The 22,467-nt window shown below is 28.9% G+C and carries 20 protein-coding genes; 7 read left to right on the forward strand and 13 right to left on the reverse strand.

The genetic code is table 11. From position 1 onward, the window contains the following. Positions 1-331: 331 nt before the first annotated feature. A complete protein-coding gene (locus tag ACSIGC_RS00575; protein ID WP_442266241.1) occupies positions 332-3,733 on the reverse strand; it encodes an endonuclease in 3,402 nt (1,133 codons plus the stop codon). A gap of 170 nt (positions 3,734-3,903) precedes the next feature. Between ACSIGC_RS00575 and pheT the strand changes: the two genes are divergently transcribed. From pheT to ACSIGC_RS00590, 3 genes are read left to right on the forward strand one after another with little or no spacing between them, the layout of a single operon-like run. Beyond that, positions 3,904-6,327 (forward strand): phenylalanine--tRNA ligase subunit beta, encoded by a 2,424-nt coding sequence (pheT, locus tag ACSIGC_RS00580; protein WP_442266242.1) that lies wholly within the window; start codon positions 3,904-3,906, stop codon positions 6,325-6,327. Positions 6,328-6,376: 49 nt separating this feature from the next. Continuing rightward, positions 6,377-7,510 (forward strand): tetratricopeptide repeat protein, encoded by a 1,134-nt coding sequence (locus ACSIGC_RS00585; protein ID WP_442266243.1) that lies wholly within the window; start codon positions 6,377-6,379, stop codon positions 7,508-7,510. A 1-nt stretch (position 7,511) separates the two neighbouring features. After that, complete coding sequence (locus ACSIGC_RS00590; protein WP_442266244.1) at positions 7,512-8,546, forward strand: quinone-dependent dihydroorotate dehydrogenase; 1,035 nt, start codon at positions 7,512-7,514, stop codon at positions 8,544-8,546. Positions 8,547-8,596: 50 nt separating this feature from the next. On the opposite strand, the gene ACSIGC_RS00595 is transcribed toward ACSIGC_RS00590, so the two are convergent. After that, a complete protein-coding gene (locus ACSIGC_RS00595; protein WP_442266245.1) occupies positions 8,597-8,929 on the reverse strand; it encodes a hypothetical protein in 333 nt (110 codons plus the stop codon). A 153-nt stretch (positions 8,930-9,082) separates the two neighbouring features. On the opposite strand from ACSIGC_RS00595, the gene ACSIGC_RS00600 reads away from it, so the two are divergent. Further along, complete coding sequence (locus tag ACSIGC_RS00600; RefSeq protein ID WP_442266246.1) at positions 9,083-9,700, forward strand: LysE family translocator; 618 nt, start codon at positions 9,083-9,085, stop codon at positions 9,698-9,700. Positions 9,701-9,741: 41 nt separating this feature from the next. Then, a complete protein-coding gene (locus ACSIGC_RS00605; protein ID WP_442266247.1) occupies positions 9,742-10,521 on the forward strand; it encodes a hypothetical protein in 780 nt (259 codons plus the stop codon). Between the two features lie 4 nt (positions 10,522-10,525). Here ACSIGC_RS00605 and ACSIGC_RS00610 read toward each other — a convergent pair whose 3' ends face one another. Further along, positions 10,526-11,056 (reverse strand): YfiT family bacillithiol transferase, encoded by a 531-nt coding sequence (locus ACSIGC_RS00610; protein WP_442266248.1) that lies wholly within the window; start codon positions 11,054-11,056, stop codon positions 10,526-10,528. 2 nt (positions 11,057-11,058) lie between these two features. Next, positions 11,059-11,730, reverse strand: coding sequence for a tetratricopeptide repeat protein (locus tag ACSIGC_RS00615; protein ID WP_442266249.1), 672 nt, complete (start codon positions 11,728-11,730; stop codon positions 11,059-11,061). Between the two features lie 216 nt (positions 11,731-11,946). On the opposite strand from ACSIGC_RS00615, the gene lon reads away from it, so the two are divergent. After that, positions 11,947-14,403 (forward strand): endopeptidase La, encoded by a 2,457-nt coding sequence (gene lon / locus ACSIGC_RS00620; RefSeq protein ID WP_442266250.1) that lies wholly within the window; start codon positions 11,947-11,949, stop codon positions 14,401-14,403. 56 nt (positions 14,404-14,459) lie between these two features. On the opposite strand, the gene ACSIGC_RS00625 is transcribed toward lon, so the two are convergent. The 9 genes from ACSIGC_RS00625 to ruvX all read right to left on the reverse strand — a co-directional run bounded on the left by ACSIGC_RS00625 (position 14,460) and on the right by ruvX (position 21,511). Then, positions 14,460-14,990 carry a hypothetical protein gene (locus ACSIGC_RS00625; protein WP_442266251.1) on the reverse strand — a complete coding sequence of 177 codons (531 nt, stop codon included), beginning with the start codon at positions 14,988-14,990 and terminating at the stop codon, positions 14,460-14,462. Between the two features lie 177 nt (positions 14,991-15,167). After that, a complete protein-coding gene (locus ACSIGC_RS00630; protein WP_442266252.1) occupies positions 15,168-16,799 on the reverse strand; it encodes a S8 family serine peptidase in 1,632 nt (543 codons plus the stop codon). A 53-nt stretch (positions 16,800-16,852) separates the two neighbouring features. Next, positions 16,853-17,407: a thioredoxin family protein gene (locus ACSIGC_RS00635; RefSeq protein WP_442266253.1), complete on the reverse strand. Its 555-nt coding sequence runs from the start codon at positions 17,405-17,407 to the stop codon at positions 16,853-16,855. A 13-nt stretch (positions 17,408-17,420) separates the two neighbouring features. Then, entirely contained in the window at positions 17,421-18,149 is a 729-nt protein-coding gene (locus ACSIGC_RS00640; RefSeq protein ID WP_442266254.1) for an SDR family NAD(P)-dependent oxidoreductase, read from the reverse strand. Beyond that, the gene (locus ACSIGC_RS00645; RefSeq protein ID WP_442266255.1) at positions 18,142-19,236 is read right to left on the reverse strand and encodes a glycosyltransferase family 4 protein; all 1,095 of its coding nucleotides are present in this window, start codon (positions 19,234-19,236) and stop codon (positions 18,142-18,144) included. Before ACSIGC_RS00645 ends, ACSIGC_RS00640 begins: the two co-directional genes overlap by 8 nt. Positions 19,237-19,242: 6 nt before the next feature. Further along, complete coding sequence (gene mazG / locus ACSIGC_RS00650) at positions 19,243-20,022, reverse strand: nucleoside triphosphate pyrophosphohydrolase (protein WP_442266256.1); 780 nt, start codon at positions 20,020-20,022, stop codon at positions 19,243-19,245. Positions 20,023-20,025: 3 nt separating this feature from the next. After that, positions 20,026-20,448, reverse strand: coding sequence for a DUF5606 family protein (locus ACSIGC_RS00655; protein ID WP_442266257.1), 423 nt, complete (start codon positions 20,446-20,448; stop codon positions 20,026-20,028). Positions 20,449-20,457: 9 nt separating this feature from the next. Then, the gene (def, locus tag ACSIGC_RS00660; protein WP_442266258.1) at positions 20,458-21,042 is read right to left on the reverse strand and encodes a peptide deformylase; all 585 of its coding nucleotides are present in this window, start codon (positions 21,040-21,042) and stop codon (positions 20,458-20,460) included. Between the two features lie 58 nt (positions 21,043-21,100). After that, positions 21,101-21,511 (reverse strand): Holliday junction resolvase RuvX, encoded by a 411-nt coding sequence (gene ruvX, locus ACSIGC_RS00665; RefSeq protein WP_442266259.1) that lies wholly within the window; start codon positions 21,509-21,511, stop codon positions 21,101-21,103. A gap of 125 nt (positions 21,512-21,636) precedes the next feature. On the opposite strand from ruvX, the gene ACSIGC_RS00670 reads away from it, so the two are divergent. After that, entirely contained in the window at positions 21,637-22,452 is an 816-nt protein-coding gene (locus ACSIGC_RS00670) for a 2,3,4,5-tetrahydropyridine-2,6-dicarboxylate N-succinyltransferase (RefSeq protein WP_442266260.1), read from the forward strand. Positions 22,453-22,467 lie beyond the last annotated feature (15 nt).

Here is a 22,467-nt window from a genome sequence, read left to right on the forward strand (position 1 = left end):
ATACACTGGAAGTAAAATTAATCTTTAAAAACTCTAAAATGAGTTCTTAAAAATTGAATTTATCCTAACCAATTATTGATACATTACTTTGATAGGTGATTGAAGTATTTGTTGTAACGATAATCAATAGATTTAAGATAAAGCAAAGTGAAATGTATTATGATAAAATTTTGAATTTTTTTAATGTGTTGTTGTGTTGGTTATTTATGTTTTAAAACTTTTTTTGATGGGGGTATTGAAAATTAAACCCAAGTTAATGAAGAAAATCTCAGAATAAACCATGGTTTATTCTGAGATTTTATAACTTTAATTCTAATAAAAATCTATTGATTTATTTCTTTATAAATTTTTGAGTCATAATTTCTTCTCCGTCATTAATTTCAAGAATGTAAACACCAGTTTTTAATTCGTTAACTTGAATTTGATTACTATTTAAATAACCTTTTGAAATTTCTTGACCTAGTAAAGAAATTATTCGATAAGTTATATTTTCTACCTCTGAATCTTGTAACCTTAAATTTAATGTGTTTCCAGTAACAGGGTTAGGGTACATTTTAAAATCACCTTCAAAAACATCAAATTCATTGGTGTTTAAATAGCCTAATTCAGTTAAAGAAGAGTTGCTAGAAGCAACGTTAATTGATTTAGCTAAAACTCCAGAAGTACCTTTAATAGTTACTTGATCTATATATATATGATCACTATTTGTAGACGCGTCTGCTTGGAATCGGAATTGAGCATTTGATGTGAAATTATAATTAGAATTGCTTAACACTACTTTAGCATTATAAAAAGTATTGTTATCGAAATCAGTTCCTCTTGCCCAAACTTCAACTGTTTGCCAAGAACTTCCATCGTAATATCTTAACCAAAAATCTTCACCATTTTCCATACTATATGAATAAAAATAGAAATCAACTTCTACAGTGTTATATGTAGTTAAATCATAAACTTCAGATGTCATTGCGGAAGCAGTACCTGAATTATCTCTTAAGCGTATAGAATAAGATCCTTCGTAAGATCTTGCTCCTGAGTATCTCGCAACATCACTACCACCATCAGACCAGTTATCTAAACCTGATTCAAAATAAGATTCAGAGATTACTACAGGTCCTGTAGGATTTGTTCCTCCATTATTAAGATTGCCTAAGCCGTCAAACGTATCTACAGCAAGTACATCCCACTCAGAAATTGTATATGTAGTGTTAGGACTAGTTATGTTTGAAGTTCTTTGTAGGGTAACATCTTGAGCAAAATTTGCACTGCTATTTGGATTTCCTATTAAGTCTAATAAAACCTCGTTTTTAAATAACCCAATAGCATCATTTCCATTAAAAGTAGTAATACTAGCTTCTGTAATGTCAGCAACATTTAAAATAGTAGAATTAGCGTTAGAATTAGCAATTACATAAACATCTCCATTAGCTAATTGCCCGCTTAAATTTAGTATGCTAGAAAAACTTCCAGAACCGTTTGTAGCTTTTCTTAAAGAATATTCAGCTAAGTTTACAGTAGTTCCAGATACATTTGCTATTTCTATAGCTTTGTTATTAGAAGAACCTTCTATATATTCAGAAATAATTAAAGTTCCATTTGTTGAAGGTTCAGATAAAGTAGTTATACTAACAACATTACTAGAATTTGAAATGTTTCCCGCTTCATCTACAGCCTTTACTGAGAAATTGTAATTAGTATTTGCAGTCAAATTATTAACTGTATAATTAGTATTGGTAACTGTAGTTATTTTTGTATTCCCCTGATATACATCATATCCTGTTACAGCTATATTATCTGTAGAAGCTGTCCATGCTAAATCAGTTGAAGTTTGTGAAGTATTTGATGCAACTAGTCCAGAAGGTGTAGTTGGTGCTGTTGTGTCTGGAACAGGTAAAGTAGTTACATTAACAATATTACTTGAATTTGAGGTATTTCCAGCGGCATCAATAGCTCTTACTGAAAAAGAATAATTAGTTTCAGCTATTAAACCAGTTACAGTATAATTTGTTGTAGTAACTGTTGATAGTTTTGTAGTTCCTCTGTAAACATCATATCCTGTTACAGCTATATTATCTGTAGAAGCTGTCCAAGCTAAATTAGTTGAAGTTTGAGTAATATTTGATGCAATTAAACCAGACGGAGTAGTAGGAGCCGTTGTGTCTGCAGAATTAGTGTCCATGGTATGTGTACCTAAACCAGAGAAAGTATCTGTACTAAAAGAATCCCATTCAGATGCAGTATAGTTGTTATTTGGAGCAGTTATAGTGGATTTTCTTCTTAAAGTAACGTCCTGTGCAAATGTCGCACTGCTATTTTGATTTCCTATTAAGTCAATTAAAACTTCATTTTTAAACAATCCAATAGCATCATTTCCATTGAATGTTGTAACACTATTTTCAGTGATGTTCGCAACATTTGTAATTGCAGTAGAAGCATTGTTATTTCCTATAACATATACTTGACCATTTGCTAACTGTCCGCTCAAGTTTAATACGCTAGAGAAACTTCCAGAACCATTAGTAACTTTTCTTAAAGAATAAGAGGATAAATCAATAGCCGATCCAGTAAAGTTTGCAATTTCTATAGCTTTGTTATATGAAGAACCTTCAATATATTCAGAAATTAATAAATCAGAAGCATTTCCACCTCCATTATTACCACTATTTTGTGTTGTTATTGTAACAGTGTTACTGTTCCCAGAAATATTTCCTGCGGCATCATACGCACTAACATAAAAAGAATAAGTAGTACCTGAACTTAAAGCAGTAGCGGTATAATTTGGATTCGAAGAGGTAGCAATTTGAGCACCATTTCTATAAATTCTATAACCAGATACAGCAATATTATCTGTAGAAGCAGTCCAAGCTAAATCTACAGTACTTTGTGTTATGTTAGAAGAAATCAAATTAGAAGGAGTAGAAGGTGATTGTGTATCACTTCCACCAGTACTACCAAATAAATCCTCAGCTTGTGGTCCTCCCCAAATTTGTGTTGCAAAAGCAGGATTATCTATAAAAGGATTTCTATTTCCTTGTTCTTGTTCTAAAATTGGGTTTCTTTGTTTTTCAAAATCTGATACAGGATCTTCAGTGTTCCATTGTAAAAATAGATCAATCATATTAGGATCTGTAGCAACAATATTACCCACACCTACATTGGTTGGTAATGTTTGATTTCCATAACGTAAATACATGTACATCATCATTCTAGCTACATCACCTTTCCATTCATCTCCAGGGTACCAATTACCTTCAGGGGTAATGTATGAAGCAGTTCCATTACCAGCAGCGAATTTACGGTTGCTTCTTGAAGAATTTCTAGAGCCATCACAAGGTCTTAAGCTGTGTGCATCTGCACCAGCACCAGTAGTTCCTAAATTAGGATTTCCTAAAGATTTAGGGTAAACATGTTCTCTATTCCAATCACCAGAATTTCCTCCATTTTGATCTTTTCCTCTAGTTCTATCATTATTAATTTCTGAATCAGTATCATTCCATCCGTAAATTAATAAAACTTTAGAAGGATCTGTTGGATCTATATCTGTTAGTTTTAAAGTATTCCAAACCCCTGGTGTATAGCTTAAAAATATATTATGAGTACTAATGATTTTTGTAGATAGTTCATCTTTTAAGTTTGAACCATTAAGGGTTAAGTTAACATCGTTATAGTACGATGGTATTTGTCCAAATACAGATAACGAAGTTATCAGCATTATAACAGGTATTATTTTTTTCATGAAATAGTTTGTTGGGTTTAAATCGAAGCAAAGAACATATCGTAATGTTAACAAAACATTAATAAAGTGTTAATTTTTAAGAAGTTATTAACACTGTGGAAAATGGTATATTATTCCTAAATAATCTTCAGAAAAAATGTAAATTTGCAGGCTAAATACTAGACTAAAAAATGAAAATATCATATAACTGGCTACAACAATTTTTACAATTTGACTGGAATCCAGAAAAGATAGGGGAATTATTGACGGATTTAGGACTGGAAGTTGAGGGAATTGAACTTAAAGAAAGTATTAAAGGAAGTTTAAAAGGTGTTGTTGTTGGTGAAGTTCTAACATGTAAAAAACATCCTAATGCAGATAAACTTAAAGTTACTACTGTTAATTTAGGAGAAGTAGAACCAGTACAAATAGTTTGCGGAGCACCTAATGTTGATGCAGGACAAAAAGTTCCTGTAGCGACTATTGGAACAATGTTATACGACGAAAAAGGAGAAGGTTTTAAAATTAAGAAAGGAAAAATCAGAGGTGAAGAGAGTCATGGTATGATCTGTGCCGAAGATGAATTAGGTTTAGGATCGGGGCATGATGGAATTATGATACTAGATGAATCTCTAGTTCCAGGAACTCCTTGTGCCGATGTATTTAAAATAGAAACTGACCATGTTTTTGAAATTGGACTAACTCCTAACAGAGCTGATGCAATGAGTCATTATGGAGTGGCAAGAGATTTAAGAGCTGGTTTGTTACAAAACGATGTGAAATTAGAATTAATTTCACCTTCAGTTTCAGATTTTCATGTTGATGAAAGAAGATTAAAGATTGATGTTGAAGTTGAAAATAAAGAATTAACGCCAAGATATTGTGGAATAACCATTACTGATGTTGAAGTAAAAGATTCACCAGAATGGATAAAAAATAGATTGAAAGCAATAGGAATTGCTCCTAAAAGTAATATTGTAGATATTACAAATTATGTTTTACATGAATTAGGTCAGCCTTTACACGCTTTTGATGCTTCTAAAATTAAAGGAAATAAAGTTGTTGTAAAAACTTTAGAAGAAGGTACTAAGTTTACCACTTTAGATGAAGTTGAAAGAGAGTTATCAGCTGAAGATATTATGATATGTGATGCTGAATCTAATCCGTTATGTATAGCAGGAGTATTTGGAGGTGTGAAATCTGGAGTTACAGAAAACACAACTACAATTTTCTTAGAAAGCGCATACTTTAATCCTGTTTCAGTTCGTAAAACAGCTAAAAGACATGGATTAAATACAGATGCTTCTTTCAGGTTTGAAAGAGGAATTGATATTAATCAAACAAAATATGCTCTAAAGAGAGCAGCTTTATTAATTGAAGAATATGCTGGAGGAAAAATGTCTTCAGATATTATGGATTTCTATCCTGAAAAAGTAAATGATTTTGAAGTTTTTTTATCATTCGAGAATGTTTATAAATTAATAGGACAAGAAATACCTAAAGAAACTATTAAAAATATTTTAGCTTCACTAGAAATTAAAATTAATAGCATTACAGAAGCTGGTTTAGGTTTAGTTATTCCTTCTTATAGAGTTGATGTTCAAAGAGAGGCAGATATCATTGAAGAAATTTTAAGAGTTTACGGATATAATAATATTGAGTTTTCTCATAAATTAAATACTTCGATATCTTTTGATAATGATATTCAAGTTAAAGTTGAAAACATAGTTTCAGATCATTTAGTTGCTTTAGGCTTCAATGAAACTATGGCAAACTCATTAACTAAGGCTGATTATATTAGCTTATCTGAAGATTTAAATGAGAGCTTTAATGTAGAAATGTTAAATCCATTGAGTAATGATTTAAAAGTTTTACGTCAATCATTATTATTTAGTGGGTTAGAAAGTATTTCTTATAACATTAATCGTAAGAATAATGCATTAAAATTATTTGAGTTAGGAAAAACCTATCACAAATATGAGTCAGGTTACCAAGAAGATAAACACTTAACATTATTTGTTACAGGAAATAAACTAAAAGATAACTGGAAAATTGCTTCAGAAACATCTAGTTTCTTTTACATAAAAGGAGTAATTACTAGTATTTTTGATCGATTAGGTTTATCAAATTTAAAGAATTCACCAGTAAAATCATCTGTTTTTTCTGAAGGATTAACATTAAGTTTAGGTAAAACAAAATTAGTAGAGTTTGGAGTTGTTAAACGTTCTATATTAAAAGAGTTCTCAATTAAACAAGAAGTTCTTTTTGCAGATTTTAAATGGGATGTTATTTTAGGATTAGTTGGTAAGAGGAAAATAAAGGTTACCGATTTACCTAAATTCCCTGCAGTAAAAAGAGATTTAGCTTTATTATTAGATAGCAAAGTTGAATTTAAAGAAATTTACAATTTGGCTTTTCAATCTGAAAGAAAGCTTTTAAAAGAAGTGGACTTATTCGATGTTTACGAAGGAGAAAATTTACCTGAAGGAAAAAAATCGTACGCTGTTAGTTTTATTTTACAAGATGATAAAACATTAAACGACAAGCAAATCGACAAAATAATGCAAAAATTACAGCAAACATTCGAAAAGAATGTTGGTGCAGAATTAAGATAATAAATTTTTAAGCTCCCTTAGGGAGCTTTTTTTAAATATTTAAAATGTTATGAGAAAAGGATTTTTTTTAATATTCAGCTTAGTTTTTTTTCAAATCTATTCACAAGGGGACAATGATAAAAAGCTAGTAGAGTTAGATGATTTAGGATATGCAATAGATAGTACTTTATTTAATCAAGATCATACATATTTTGATAAAGTTTATGATAGTAAATTATTAGCTAATAGATTTTTTATAAAAACAGAGGATAAAGAATTATTAAAGTTTAATTTGTCATTTTATCAGGGTTTTTCTAAATCTTTTAGCTTCGGTAAAGAACTTTTAAAGCAAATAGAATTAGGTTCAGAGTATACCTTTATAAGATCATACAAAGAAAACGATAATTACTTTTTATTATTTAGGCTTTATGGAGAAGATGGTTTAAACTATCATAAACATTTAATAGAATATGTAAAAGGGAAGCCAAAAATATCTGACACATATATCTATATTTCTGGAGAATATTTATCTGAAACAATAAAGTTTCTTTACGAGAGAGCTGTAAACAATAGAAGTTTTTTGAAAAGGATTTTAAATAGAAAAGAAGTTGCTGATTTTGAAAAAATAGTAAAATTTAAAGCTTATAAAGATCAAAACCAACATAAAGAGGTTATTGATTTATACGAGTCTTTAACTGAGAATTCTAAAAAAAGAAAGATTTTTATGATTTATGCCTTAATGGCTGCAAGTAATTTTGATAATGAACTATACATTAAATATATAAATGATTATGAAAAGGAATACCCTAATGATGCTAGTTTATATTTAATTTCAATGGATGGTTATATCTTAAAAGAAGAATATGATAAAGCAATTGATGTTCTTGACAAATTAGATAAAGCAATAGGGAATGACGACTTTCTAGATTATTTTAGAGGTAATGTTTATTTTTTGAAAAAGGATTATAAAAAAGCGATAGAGAAATTTGAGAACTTAATAACTCTTTATCCAAATTTCTTTGATGGATTAGATAGCTTACTTACAACTTATATAGAGAATAAGGAAAATGAAAAAGCTATAAATATTTTAAATTTGTTTATAGAAAGATTTGAGCTAGATAAAGAGAGTTTAAAAGAGTTAGTTAAAGAAAATTTTATAGATTTTACAAAAAGCAAAGAATATAAAAACTGGTCAAATCAATAATATGTATAAATCAATAATTCGCCCTATTTTCTTTCTTTTCGATCCAGAAAAGATTCATCATTTCACTTTTTCTTTGGTAAAAGGAATATCTAAAGTTCCTTTTGTTTCATCTATTTTTAGAGGACTTTACCAAATAAATGATAAACGATTAGAAAGAAACTTATTCGGATTAACATTCAAAAATCCAGTAGGCTTAGCTGCTGGTTTCGATAAAAATGCAGTATTGTATAACGAGCTTGCTAATTTCGGTTTTGGTTTTATCGAAATAGGTACAGTTACTCCAAAAGGTCAGGTTGGTAATCCAAAGCAAAGATTATTTCGCTTAAAAGATGATAAAGGTATTATTAACCGAATGGGGTTTAATAATGAAGGATTATCTGCTGCTATATCACAGTTAAAAAAGAATAAAGGAAAAGTAATTATTGGTGGAAATATAGGAAAGAATACAGCAACAAAACCAGAAAATTATACAGATGATTACACAGTTTGTTTTGAAGAATTACATCCTTATGTAGATTATTTTGTATTGAATGTAAGTTGTCCGAATGTATCGAGTCATGCAAAATTAGAAGATGCAGCATATTTAAAAGAATTAATTACAGAAGTTCAAAAAATTAATAGTTCTAAAGAAAAACAGAAGCCAATTTTATTAAAAATAGCACCAGATTTAAATAACAATCAGTTAGATGAAATCATCGATTTGGTTGCTGAAACAAAAATAGACGGAGTTATAGCTTCTAATACTTCTGTAGATAGAACAGGTTTGAAAGCATCAGAAGAACGATTAAAAGCTATAGGTAATGGAGGTTTGAGTGGACAGCCGATTAAATCTAAAAGTACTCGTGTAATTAAATATTTAGCTGATAACTCAAATAAAGCATTCCCAATTGTAGGAGTAGGAGGAATTCATTCTGAAAAAGATGCCTTAGAAAAAATTGAAGCCGGAGCAGATTTAGTTCAAATTTATACAGGTTTTATTTACGAAGGGCCATCGCTTATAAAACGAATTAATAAAGCAATTTTGAAAAAATATTAAAACTTAATAAAACTCATAACCAATTCGGTTATGAGTTTTTTGATTAACAATTATTGCTTAACAAATTTAATAGGCAATTGATAAATTTTTCCTTTGCTGATAGTTGAAGCTTGTATCGCTTTGTAATTTAATTTCCTCTTAACGAATGATTCTATTACCGTATCACTTGTATTAATATCTATAATTACAATTTCATTTTTTTCATTAATCATAAAATCTACTTTAACTGTAAAATCTAGATTAATATCAGGTTTTTCGTTATTTAATAGTTTAACGATTTCAGTTCTTAATTCTTTTTTTAATTCTTTAGAAGGAATAGTAATGTCATTAGCAAAAGTTAAAGTGCTAGACAATAAGGCGATTAAAATGATTAAATTTTTCATATTCTTTTATTTTAAAATTAATTATGATACAAACCTATAGTAATTGCATTTCTTGTATAGTTAACTATTGTTAACCACTGTTAATTAACGTTTTATTAGTAATTTTTATAAAGGTGATTTTACTGTGTATATTTGTTTTGAAATTGTAAACTTATGATAGAAATTTTAATCTCTTTTGCTTTATCTACAATGGCTTTAGCTATATCACCAGGGCCAGATAATATTTTTGTTTTAACACAAAGTATAGTTAATGGAAAAAAGTACGGACTTGCTACCGTTTTAGGTTTAATGACAGGTTGTATTATTCACACAACTTTAGTCGCGTTCGGAGTTTCAGAGGTAATTAAAGCTAACGATAATTTATTTTTTATAATAAAGTTATTTGGAGCTTTGTATCTTTTATTTTTAGCTTATAAAGTGTTTAAAAGTGATGCAAGTATTACTTTTTCTACAGAAAATATTGAAAAGAAATCGACTTTATCGTTATTTAAGACAGGATTTTGGATGAATGTTTTAAATCCTAAAGTGACTATCTTTTTTCTAGCATTTTTCCCTCAATTTTTATTTTCAGAAACAATTTCTACAGTGTATCAGTTTTATGTTCTAGGAGGGATTTTTATTTTAGTTTCTTTTATCATTTTTTCTACCATAGCCATTTTAGCCGGAGCTATTTCAGATTTAATTAAAAAGAATGATAAAGTTGGGGTATTTTTAAAATGGCTTCAAATAGTTGTATTTGTTGGTATTGCCATTTTTATTTTGATTCCTTAAAACTTAAAAGTTATCTTGTAAAGAAAAAAGTTTTTATGAGAATGAATAAATTACTAAGAAAAAAAACAGTTAAATTTTTACTCTTTTCAATTTTACTACTTGTAATTTTACTGCTTTATAATTTTTATAGTTTTTCTAAAGTCAAGAAAGAATATAAGATAATAAATGAATCTTCATTAAAAAAATATCTTAGAATATATGATATAACAAATGTAAGACCTCCTGAAAACTTAAAAGAATTCAAGGGGTTTATAAAAAAAAGAAATCCTGAACTTTATTCAAAAATAAATGGCACGAGTATACAGTATTTGAAATTTCCAGAAATTAATTATGGGCAACTTTATTTAAAAGGATTTGATAATAAAAACGATTCGTTAAATGTTACATATGATATAGATAAGGTTAACTTTTTAAATTCTTTAACTATAAGAGGTGATGTAGAATTAAAAATAACGGGTTATAGATTTAAAATGAAATTAAACAAAATCTATAAGGTTACAAAAGATACAATAAAAGAAGTTGGAGATCTTACTTTAAAAAAAATTTATCAAGACTATTATAATTGTAATGAATTATCTGTAGTTCCTGATGAATATGGGTATGAATCGATTGTTGAAAGTGATTTATTCAAAATCATTTTAGATATAAAAAAGGATACTATTGTTACTCCATTTGTATCAGGTTTGATAAGTGAAAAAACAAAACAAGTTATATTTGATAGAATAAAGAAAACTCAATATTTTCTTAACAATAAAGAGGGCTATACGGTTAAATTTAAAGGTTATAATATTGAAAATTTTGAATGTGATACTGTTAGATAATTTATCATTTCCATCTTTTTCTAATCAAAAGCTGTTCTATATGAGCATAATGATGATCACAATGACAAGCATAAATACCAATATTTTCTCTCAAAGAGACTTTTTCATTTCCTTCAGGATGAATAAAATATTGATCTAAATCATCGTTAGATAATGTTTTTAAAAAATAAACCCATTTGGCATATAAAGCTTTTAAACTATTAATTGATAACTCTATTGGTCCATGTTTTGTGTCATCTAGATTAGCCCAGCGATCTTCATAATAAGCTTTAATTACTGGAGTGTTTTCGGTTAAAGTCCACTTAAATCGAGTATATGAATTATGATGACTATCAGCACAATGATGTATAACTTGTCGTATAGTCCAACCATTTTTTCTGTAAGGAGTATCTAGTTGTTCTGCAGTTAAAGGCATAACTAAGTGTTCCAGTTTTTCTGGAAAAGCAGCTAGTGTCGTAATCCAATTATCAATTTCTGCTTGAGTAATTTTTTTAGGTAAATTAGGTTTTCCAATAGGGTATCTTAATGTTTCCAAAACTATTCTTTTTTAAGTCTTTTTAAACTTTTTTTTGCTCTTCTATTTTCAGGATTTATACTTAAAGCTTTATTATAATATGTAATTGCTTTAGCTGTATCTTGTTTTTCAAGAAACGCATCTCCTAAACTATAATAACATGTAGAACTTTTAGGATATAGTTCAATATTAATTTTAAATGTAGAAATTGCTTTTTCTATTTCATCATTTTTAAGAAAAGCATATCCTTTTTGATTTATAGTTCTCTGTCTAATAACTGGATTTAAACTGTCTTTTTCTTTAATTAAAAGAAAACCTTTTAAAGCCATTTCAAAATTATTTTCCTTTAAGTATTCAGTAGGTGTTTTCTCTCCTTCTTTCAATTTAGTGAATATTAATTCTTCACCTTTATGTTCTCTTTTTTTAGCTAAAATAATTTTAGACTCTGTTGTATCAAAAATTAATTTTTCATTTAGTTCTCTTGCATAAAAAGTACTATCATTTATTTTTAAAGGTTTTAAGTCTGAGTTTCTCCATTTTAAGAATAATTCTTTATTTTTAAAGTATACTTCTATTATTTCATCTGCATTAAAAAAGTATCTTCCTTTAGTTTTAGAAATAAACTGATCATTGTTTGTTTTAGATGCACAACTTAAAAGTAATAAAGTAGTTAATATTAAAAGTTTGGTTTTCATTTTTTATTGTTTAATCACCTCAACAAATATGACGATCATTTTATTTTTTTGTTACGTTAAATTAATATTTAAATGGCATAACTATTGACATCTATAATTGAAAATATTTAATATTTTTAATTTATGTTACTGATAAATAGCTTGTTGATGTTTTTCTTCTAGCTCAGTAGATAAAAAAATAACGCAATCAATGTCATATTGACAGATATTCATACTATGAGTAAATCAAAAATAATACATTTAGACAATTTGTCTTTGCAAGATATGTTGAATGAAGATTCAGAGTTAATTCCTTTATTAACTCCAGAAGATGAAGAAATAATTAATAATGAGGAAATTCCAAACGAGTTACCTATTTTACCTTTAAGAAATACTGTTTTATTTCCTGGAGTTGTAATTCCTATTACTGCCGGAAGAGATAAATCAATTCAGTTAATAAAAGATGCTAATAAAGGAGATAAAACTTTAGGAGTTGTTGCACAACGTAATAGTGAAGTTGAAGATCCTACTTATGAAGATATTTACCACACAGGTGTCGTCGCTCAAATTTTAAGAGTATTAAAAATGCCTGATGGTAACACAACAGTTATTATACAAGGTAAAAAGCGATTTGAAATTACTGAAATGATTCAGCAAGAACCTTATATGAAAGCTAAGGTTACAGAAGCAATTGAAGAAAGAGATATCGATGATAAAAAAGAATTTGATGCTATTATCGATTCTATTAAAGAATTGTCTTTAGAAGTAATTAAAGAAAATCCGATGTTACCTTCTGAGGCTTCTTTTGCAATTAAAAATATTCAATCGAATTCATTTTTAGTGAATTTTATTTCATCAAATATGGATTTAAGTGTTGGACAGAAACAAGTTCTTTTAGAGAAGGATAATTTAAAAGAAAGAGCACTTTTAACTCTAAAGAATTTAGATAAAGAATTGCAAAAGTTACAATTGCGTAACGATATTCAATCTAAAACAAGATCTGATTTAGATAAACAACAGCGTGAGTATTACTTACATCAGCAGTTAAAAACAATTCAAGAAGAATTAGGTGGCGTTTCTCATGACCAAGAGTTAGAGGAAATGAAAGCCAAGGCGAAGGATAAAAAGTGGTCTAAAGAAGTAGGGGAGACGTTCGATAAAGAATTAAACAGACTTCGTAGAATGAACCCTCAAATGGCAGAATATGGTGTTCAGCGTAACTATTTAGAGTTATTATTAGAGTTACCTTGGGGAATATATTCAGAGGATAAATTTGATCTTAAAAAAGCGCAAAAGATTTTAGATCGTGATCATTTCGGACTAGAAAAGGTTAAAGAGCGTATTATTGAGCATCTAGCAGTTTTAAAGTTAAGAGGAGATATGAAATCTCCAATTATTTGTTTATACGGACCTCCAGGTGTTGGTAAAACGTCTTTAGGTAAATCAGTTGCCGAAGCTTTAGGACGTAAATATATTCGTATGTCTTTAGGAGGTTTACGTGATGAAGCCGAAATAAGAGGACATCGTAAAACTTATATTGGAGCGATGCCAGGACGTTTAATTCAAAACTTAAAAAAGGCTGGGACTTCTAATCCTGTATTTGTATTAGATGAAATTGATAAATTAGGTCAGAGTCATCAAGGTGATCCTTCTTCTGCAATGTTAGAAGTTTTAGATCCTGAACAAAACACAGAGTTCTATGATAATTATTTAGAAGTAGGTTACGATTTATCGAAAGTACTTTTTATAGCGACTGCAAATAATATTAATCAAATTCCATGGGCTTTAAGAGATCGTATGGAAATTATTAATGTTACTGGTTATACAATTGAAGAAAAGATAGAAATCGCCAAAAAATACTTGCTGCCTAAGCAATTAAAAGAACATGGATTAAATGATGAACATTTAAAACTAGGAAAAGCTCAAATTGAAAAAATTGTTGAAGGTTATACAAGAGAATCTGGTGTTCGTGGTTTAGAAAAACAAGTAGCAAAAGTTGTACGTTATGCAGCTAAATCTATTGCTATGGAAGAAGAGTATAATATTGCTTTAACTTCTGAAGATATTGAAACTATTTTAGGTCCGGCTCGATTAGAAAGAGATAAATATGAAAATAATGACACAGCTGGTGTTGTAACTGGATTAGCCTGGACTAGCGTTGGAGGAGATATTTTATTTATTGAATCTATTTTATCTAAAGGTAAAGGAGCTTTATCAATTACTGGAAATTTAGGAACAGTAATGAAAGAATCTTCTACAATAGCAATGAAATATATTAAGTCTAATGCTGAAGATTTTGGAATTAAACCTGAAGTTTTAGATAAATATGATGTGCATATTCATGTTCCTGAAGGAGCAACTCCTAAAGATGGACCAAGTGCAGGTATTACCATGTTAACTTCTTTAGTTTCTGTATTTACACAACGAAAAGTAAAAAATAAAGTAGCTATGACTGGTGAAATTACTTTGAGAGGTAAAGTACTCCCTGTTGGAGGAATTAAAGAGAAAATATTAGCTGCTAAAAGAGCTAATATTAAAGAGATCATTCTTTGTGCGGATAATAAAAAAGATGTTAATGAGATTAATCAGAGTTATTTGAAAGGGCTAAAGTTTCATTATGTGACAGAAATGAGTGAAGTAATTGATATAGCGTTGACAAAGCAGAAAGTTAAAAACGCAAAAAAAATAAACTAAAATGAAAAAAACTCCCTAATTATTAGGGAGTTTTTTTATTTTAAAAAGTACAGAATTTACTTTCCTGAAAGTAACTGCTCGTTATTTTGTTCATGTAAAGTATTAGCTAGAATATTAAGTTTACTTTTTGTGAGTTTAGAAGTTTTACCTACTATTTTAATAAACTCATCTACTTTTTTATTCGTAGTTGGATATCCGATATTATTACCATTTGCATCATAAGACATTTCAATAAAGTTTCCATTATTATCTAATATGTACCAAAACGGAAAGCCTTTTACTTTTGAATTAGTTGTAGTAATGTCGTTTCTTGAACCAAAATAAGTCTTAGCTTTTTCTTCTGGTAACACAATATCTACAACAATATAACTAGTATTGTACAAAGGTTTACAAGTTTCGTTTGTCATTTGATGTTTAAGTTTTTTACTTAACTCACAAGATTCTACTCTATAATTTACAAATACATATTTATTTTCTTCTTTAGCTTTGATTAACGCATTGTCTATTAGTTTTGATGCTTTAAGTTGCGCATCAGATGAAAATTGAAAAATAAAAAGTGTAGTAAGTAATAGTAAATATTTACGCATAAGATTGGGGATTAAAAAGTTATGTATTCAATTTAAAGAAAAAGATAGCTTTTTCTCCCTTCGTTCATCTACAGATTTTTTCTTTTCAACGAAACTTAAGAGTATTTCATAAAAGTAAAGTTAATAAGTTAAAGAAATTTAAATTTTTAAGAGTGCTAATATTAATTTATAGCCTTTCTACTTGATTATGAGTTTTTTATTGATGATGATTTTTGAGTGGTTTTCTATATTGGATATTTTTACAAAATATGTTCCACTTTCTAAACCTGATATTTTGTAAGGTTCAGTTGCTTTATTAGTGTTTATTTCAAAAACCATTTGTCCGAGCGTATTATAAACTTTAGCATTGAACTTGTTATTTAGTTTATTATTAATAAATAAATCATCACCACTTTTATAGGGATTAGGATATATTACAAAGTCATTTTTAATAATTTCATTCATACCTTCTGTACTTAATACCATGTTACTTTTTAATGCTTCGTATGCATTAATTCTACCATAACCAAAGAAATCATCTTTACCAGGTAAATCTGAATTTCCTCCAACTTTATCTTCAGAAGTATTTCTTAAAACTGTATTTATCTCATCTATAGTTAAATCTTTATTTAGAGATAACATAAGTGATATTAAACCAGCTACATGTGGAGCTGCCTGAGAAGTACCACTCCAATAATAATTGTAGTTAGTATCTGAAGCATTATTTAAACCATAAATATAATTACCTGGAGCTACAAAATCGATTTGAGGACCGTAATTACTTCCACTAGTACTGCTCCATGAAAATGGACGAGCAATTCTATCACTAGAATTTGTTGCTCCTACGGCTATAGCTTTTTCGTATCTAGCTGGATATTCAACAGAAGTATTTTTATTTCCTGCAGAAACTATAACAGGAACATTTTTACTATAAGCATAATCTATAGCTTCTTTTAAAACATTAGAAGGTTCAATGCCTCCTGCAGATAAATTAATGACATGTGCACCATTATTTACTGAATAAATTATAGCTTTAGCCCAATTAGAATAAAAGCCTAAGTTTTCTCTATCTAAAACACGACAAGCCATAATTTTACAATTCCAATTTACACCTGCATACCCAATATTATTATTTCCCGTTGCAACAGCAATACCAGCAACGTTAGTTCCGTGTCCATGATGGTCGTTTGGACTATTATTGTTTTCTACAAAATCCCAACCAATTTTATGATCATCAACATAGCCATTATTGTCATTATCGATAAAATCTCCAGGAATCTCGTCTTCGTTAATCCAAAATCTATTTAAAAATTCTGGATGATCTGTTTTTATGCCACTATCTAATATAGCTACAATAATGTTTGAATCTCCTGTGGTAATTTCCCAAGCTAAATCCATATCAATATCAGCATCAGGAATAGATGGAGATAAAGAAAAGCTTCCATCATTAACTAAGCTCCATTGACGATTAAATAAAGGTTCGTTAGGAGCTAAAATAGCTTTGCCATGTCCTTCTCCTATCGGGTCTATTTCTACATATTCGAAGAGTCCTGTATTTTGATATTCTGAAATTATTTTATTGTAATTTTTATTACTATTTAATTTTAATAAAAAGGTTTCATTTAGGTTATGTATTGATTCAATTCTAGTAACGTTAAGTGTTTTGTTAAGTTTAGAGAAAACTTGACTTTTACTTTTAACTCCTGAATTTTTAAATTTTACTATAAGTCTCTTTTGTGAAGTACTGTTGTTTTTGTTGATGTCATTTTGTTGTGAAATTCCAGAATAAACAACAAATAACATGCAGAAAGCATAGCATATATTTTTCATTATCATAGTTGGTTTTTTAGACAATGAAAGTTAATAAAAAATAAGTAAAAAACTTACTTCCATTTAATATTACAACCAATACTTGGTTTTTGATTTTCAAGAATGGTATTGTGTTCTATTAAAGCATCAATAGCGTTTCTGAAATCTTTACCAGAAACAGGAATATTATTACCAGGTCTTGAATTATCTAATTGTCCATGATATACACATTTTAAATCACCATCAAAAAGATATAAATCAGGAGTACAAGCAGCATTATAGGCTTTAGCAACATCTTGTGTTTCGTCATATAAATAAGGAAAAGGGTATTGAAGTTTTTCTGCATTTTCTTTCATTAAAACCGGACCATCCTGAGGATAATTTACAACATCATTACTACTAATAGCAATACAATTAATCCCTTTAGTTTTATAATCATTAGCAATTCTAACTAATTCTTCATTGATGTGAATTACAAAAGGACAGTGGTTGCAAATGAAAAATATAGCAGTTCCATTTTCTCCTTTATTTTCAGATAATTGAATTGTTGTATGATCTATTGTGTTTATTAAATTAAAATCTGGAGCGAAAGCACCAATTTGAAATTCATTAGATTCTGTTAAAGCCATAAGTCAATTAATTTTAGACTTCTCTTAAGTCAATTGTTTGTCCATTTGTGAGCTTATTGCTACTATCTAAGTTATAAATGCGTTCAGCTACAAATTGAGGAGAATAAAGTTCGTTATTATTTTTTAAATCTATAAAACGTTGTACGTTTTTAAAGTTAGAAACTTCTGTAGTTCTAATTTGAGATTGCATATTTGTGTCGACTACACCGGGACGGATTCCAAAGGCTTTTACACCATTTTCTACATTTTCTTGCTCTTTAGATATCGTAGCGGTTATCATATCCAGTGCAGCTTTAGAACTGCAATAAACACTCCAGCCTTCATAAGGTTTTTGTGCTGCGCCTGAAGAAATATTAATAATCTGTTTCTTACAATTAAGTTCAGACAATTTATTAATAAACAAGCTAGAAAAAATAAGAGGTATTGTTGTGTTTAAAAATATAGATTGATGAATATCTTGATAATTAATAGCTTCTAAATTCGCTATTTCACCAAGTCTACCTGCATTATTTACTAAAGTTATCGAAGTAATTGCTGTTTTTTTAACTTCATCTAAAAGCATTTCAAAAGCATTCTTAGCTTCTTTAATATTTAATAAGTCAACAGAAATTTGAGTAACATTTTGAATGTCTATAATTGACCGTGATAATGAAAAAACTATATAATTTTCTTGTAGATATTTTTCAACAAGAGCTTTACCAATTCCTTTACTACCTCCAGTTACAATTAATATATTACTCATTTAATAATTTTTTATAAAGGGCTAAAGTTTCTCGAACTGTTCGTTCTATACTATATACATTTTGAATTCTAGCTTTAGCATTTTTACCCATTTGAATTCTTTTTTCATTGTTGTTAGCTAAATCAGAAATAGCTTTACCAATACCTTTATAATTTTTTAAAGGCACAACAATTCCAGAATTTTCATCAATTAATTCGGTGCAACCTCCAGCATTTGTCATTATAATTGGTTTTCCAATACTCATTGCCTCGCTTATTGCTCTACCAAATCCTTCACTTAAAGAAGATTGTACATACATATCACAACCCGCTAATAATGACGGAACGTCATCACGCTTTCCTAAAACATGAATACGATTTTTTATTTTACTTTCCTCTTTTAATTTAGACAGGTGAGGAGCATCAGTTTTATCACCAATTAATATAAAATGAATTTCTTTTTCAGAAGTTAAATAATTAGATGCTTGTAAAAAATATTTTGTTCCTTTTACTTTTCTGTGATTACCTATAGAACAAACAATTATAGCATCTTTAGGAATTCCTATAGAAGTATAATCAAATGGAGTAGCATTATCAAACCAATCTGTACTATAACCTTTAAATATGCGTACAGCTTTTTGTTTACGTTTACCAAATAATTGTTTTTTTACATGGTTGTAAACGAAATTACTATTTCCAATAATTGCATCAATTCTTGGATGTAAGTAAGTTAAATAAGCGCTAGGATCATGCCAATGTAAACTTGCAGATCCGTAATAAATAACAGCTTTTATGTTAGGGTACTTTTTTAAAACGCCTAATCCGCTACGACTAGCTTTACCACTGATAAAATGTACAACATTTATCTTTTTAGAAGTTAAAAGCTCAGTGAAATTTTTTTGATATTCTTTATCAATTTTCTCTTTTGGATGTAAATATTGATAATCTGAATGATCTAATTTTTTTTCTTTAAGATAATTGATTACTTCATCAGATAAATTACCAATTAAATATATATTTACTCCTTGTTCTTTTAAGCCTAAATACAAAGCTATTTGAGCAATTTGTGCATTCAAATTACCACCACCAACTACAAAAAGTACATTCATTAATTGTTATTTATATAATTTCTTAGCTTCATTCCAAAAAATATCCATTTCAGTTAAAGACATATTAGATAAATCTTTACCAGCTAATTTAGCTTGTTCTTCTAGGTATTGGAATCGATTGATAAACTTTTTATTTGTCTTTTCTAAAGCATTTTCTGGATTAACCTTTATAAATCGCGCATAATTGATCATAGAAAATAAAACATCTCCAAATTCTTTTTCTATGTTTTCTTGATTTCCATTTTCAATTTCTTCATTGAGTTCATTCAATTCTTCTTGAACTTTTTCCCAAACTTGATGCGGTTCTTCCCAGTCGAAACCAACTCCAGCTACTTTATCTTGAATACGATTAGCTTTTACCAAAGCAGGTAAACTTTTAGGAACTCCTTCTAAAACAGATTTCTTTCCCTCTTTAAGTTTAAGTTTTTCCCAATTTTGTTTAACTTGTTCTTCGTTTTCAACAGAAACATCGCCATAAATGTGTGGGTGACGATCTATAAGTTTATCTGATATTGCATTGGCAATATCCGCAATATCAAAAGCTTTTTTTTCACTTCCGATTTTTGCATAAAAAACGATGTGCAAAAGCACATCGCCTAATTCTTTTTTAAGTTCTACTAAATCATTATCTAAAATAGCATCACCTAATTCGTAAACTTCTTCAATTGTTAAATGTCGTAAACTTTCTAATGTTTGTTTTTTATCCCACGGACATTTTTCACGAAGATCATCCATGATGTCTAAAAGACGATTAAAAGCTTCTAATTGTTGTTTACGAGTATTCATATTTTATTCTTCTTCCTCTGAATTTACAACTTCTTCGTTTAAAGAAGTAAAATCAAATTCTGCTTTTACTAAAATGTTATACCATTGTAATACTTTCTTAATGTTAGAAGTATATACTCTTTCCTCATCGTAACCTGGTAAAACTTCAGAAAAATAAGAAGTTAATTTATTAGCACTTTCTTTGTGCGAAATGGCTTCTTTATTATCTTCTTTATTAGCAATGTTTTTAAAAACTTCAGCTAATGGAATATCCTCTTCGTATGTAAAGATTGCGATATTTTCTAACAAACTAACATTGTGAGTTGCAGTAATAGGCATCCTTTTACCATCTAGTAATGATTTTACAATTACTCCCGCTTTAGTTTGCGATAAAATTTCATATAAACCAGGCTTTCCTGATACAGCTATTATTTTACTAAATTCCATATAATAAAATTATTTTTTTAAGTTAAGAAAACGCATTCTATAACCAGAATTTACTTTCCCTTTTGAAATATTTTCTAATTTTTTCTTAATTAATCTTTTCTTTAGTGAAGATAATTTATCAGTAAATAAAACACCTTCAATGTGATCATACTCATGTTGAAAAACACGTGCAGCTAATCCTGAATAAGTTTCTGTATGCTTTTCAAAATTTTCATCTTGATATTCAACAGTGATTACAGGCTTTCTCCAAACATCTTCTCTAACATCAGGAATGCTTAAACATCCTTCATTAAAAATCCATTCTTCTCCTTCTTCTTTAATAATTTTAGCATTAATAAATACTTTATTAAATGATTCTAAAACTTTTTTCTCTTCTTCAGGTAAACCATCATCTTCAGCAAAAGGAGAAGCGTCGATAAGAAATAAACGTATATCTTTTCCGATTTGTGGAGCAGCTAAACCAACTCCAGAAGCATTGTACATAGTTTCTTTCATATTGCTAATTAGCTCAGAAAGATTAGGATAATCTTTATCAATTTCTTTCCCAACTTTTCTAAGCACTGGGTCTCCGTAAGCAACTATTGGTAGTATCATATACTATGGTAAATTTTTTAATGCAAGCAAAAGTACAAATAAGCTTGTTTACTTAAAATTATTTGTTGTATAAATATGATTGTAGAATAATTGTAGCGCTAATTTCATCTACTAGAGCTTTATTTCTTCGTTGTTTCTTTTTTAAACCACTATCAATCATTGTTTGAAAAGCCATTTTAGAAGTGAAGCGTTCATCAACTCTTTCAAAAGGAATAGACGGAATTTCTTTTTTAAGTTTTTCTATAAATGAACTAATTAATTGTTCACTTTCACTATCAGAATTATCCATTTGTTTGGGTTTTCCAATAATAAAACGTTCAACAGTTTCTTTATTAATATAATCTTTAAGAAACTCAATTAAAGTATCTGTTTCTACAGTTGTTAACCCAGAGGCAATAATCTGTAATTCATCAGTAACAGCTATTCCAGTTCGCTTTAATCCGTAATCTATTGCTAATATTCTTGCCAAGTTTTACTTTTTATTTTGAGCAAAAATAGTCATTTTAAACAAGGAATTATTTTCTGTTTAAAAAATGTGTTTTACTACCAATTCTTTCTAGGGAGACTTATATTTGTAAAAAATATTTAACCAAGATGACTGAAATTCGTTCTATTATAGAAAACGCATGGGATAACAGGGAATTATTGAAAAATGAGGAAACTGTAACAGCAATAAGAAAAGTTGTTGATTTATTAGATGCAGGAGAGCTTCGTGTAGCTGAGCCTACTGATGATGGTTGGCAAGTAAATGAGTGGGTAAAAAAGGCTGTAGTATTATATTTCCCAATTCAAAAAATGGAAACTTTAGAAGCTGGTATTTTTGAATATCACGATAAAATTCCATTAAAGAGAAACTATCAAGAGAAAGGAATTCGTGTAGTACCAAATGCTGTAGCACGTCATGGAGCTTATATTTCTTCTGGTACTATTTTAATGCCAAGTTATGTAAATATCGGAGCTTATGTAGATGAAGGAACTATGGTAGATACTTGGGCAACTGTAGGATCTTGTGCACAAATTGGAAAAAATGTTCATTTATCTGGTGGAGTAGGAATCGGTGGTGTATTAGAACCATTACAAGCTGCTCCAGTAATTATAGAAGATAATGCATTTATAGGTTCTCGTTGTATTGTTGTAGAAGGTGTAAGAGTGGAAAGAGAAGCGGTTTTAGGTGCTAATGTAGTATTAACAGCTTCAACAAAAATTATTGATGTAACAGGAGATGAGCCTGTTGAAATGAAAGGAAGAGTTCCTGCTCGTTCTGTAGTTATTCCAGGAAGTTATACTAAGAAATTTGCTGCTGGAGAATACAATGTACCTTGTGCATTAATTATAGGTAAACGTAAAGAAAGTACAAATAAGAAAACATCATTAAACGATGCATTAAGAGAGTATGATGTAGCTGTTTAATATTTTAAACAAATA

The sequence above is a fragment of the Tenacibaculum aquaeponti genome, assembly GCF_052084715.1.
Taxonomy (GTDB): domain Bacteria; phylum Bacteroidota; class Bacteroidia; order Flavobacteriales; family Flavobacteriaceae; genus Polaribacter.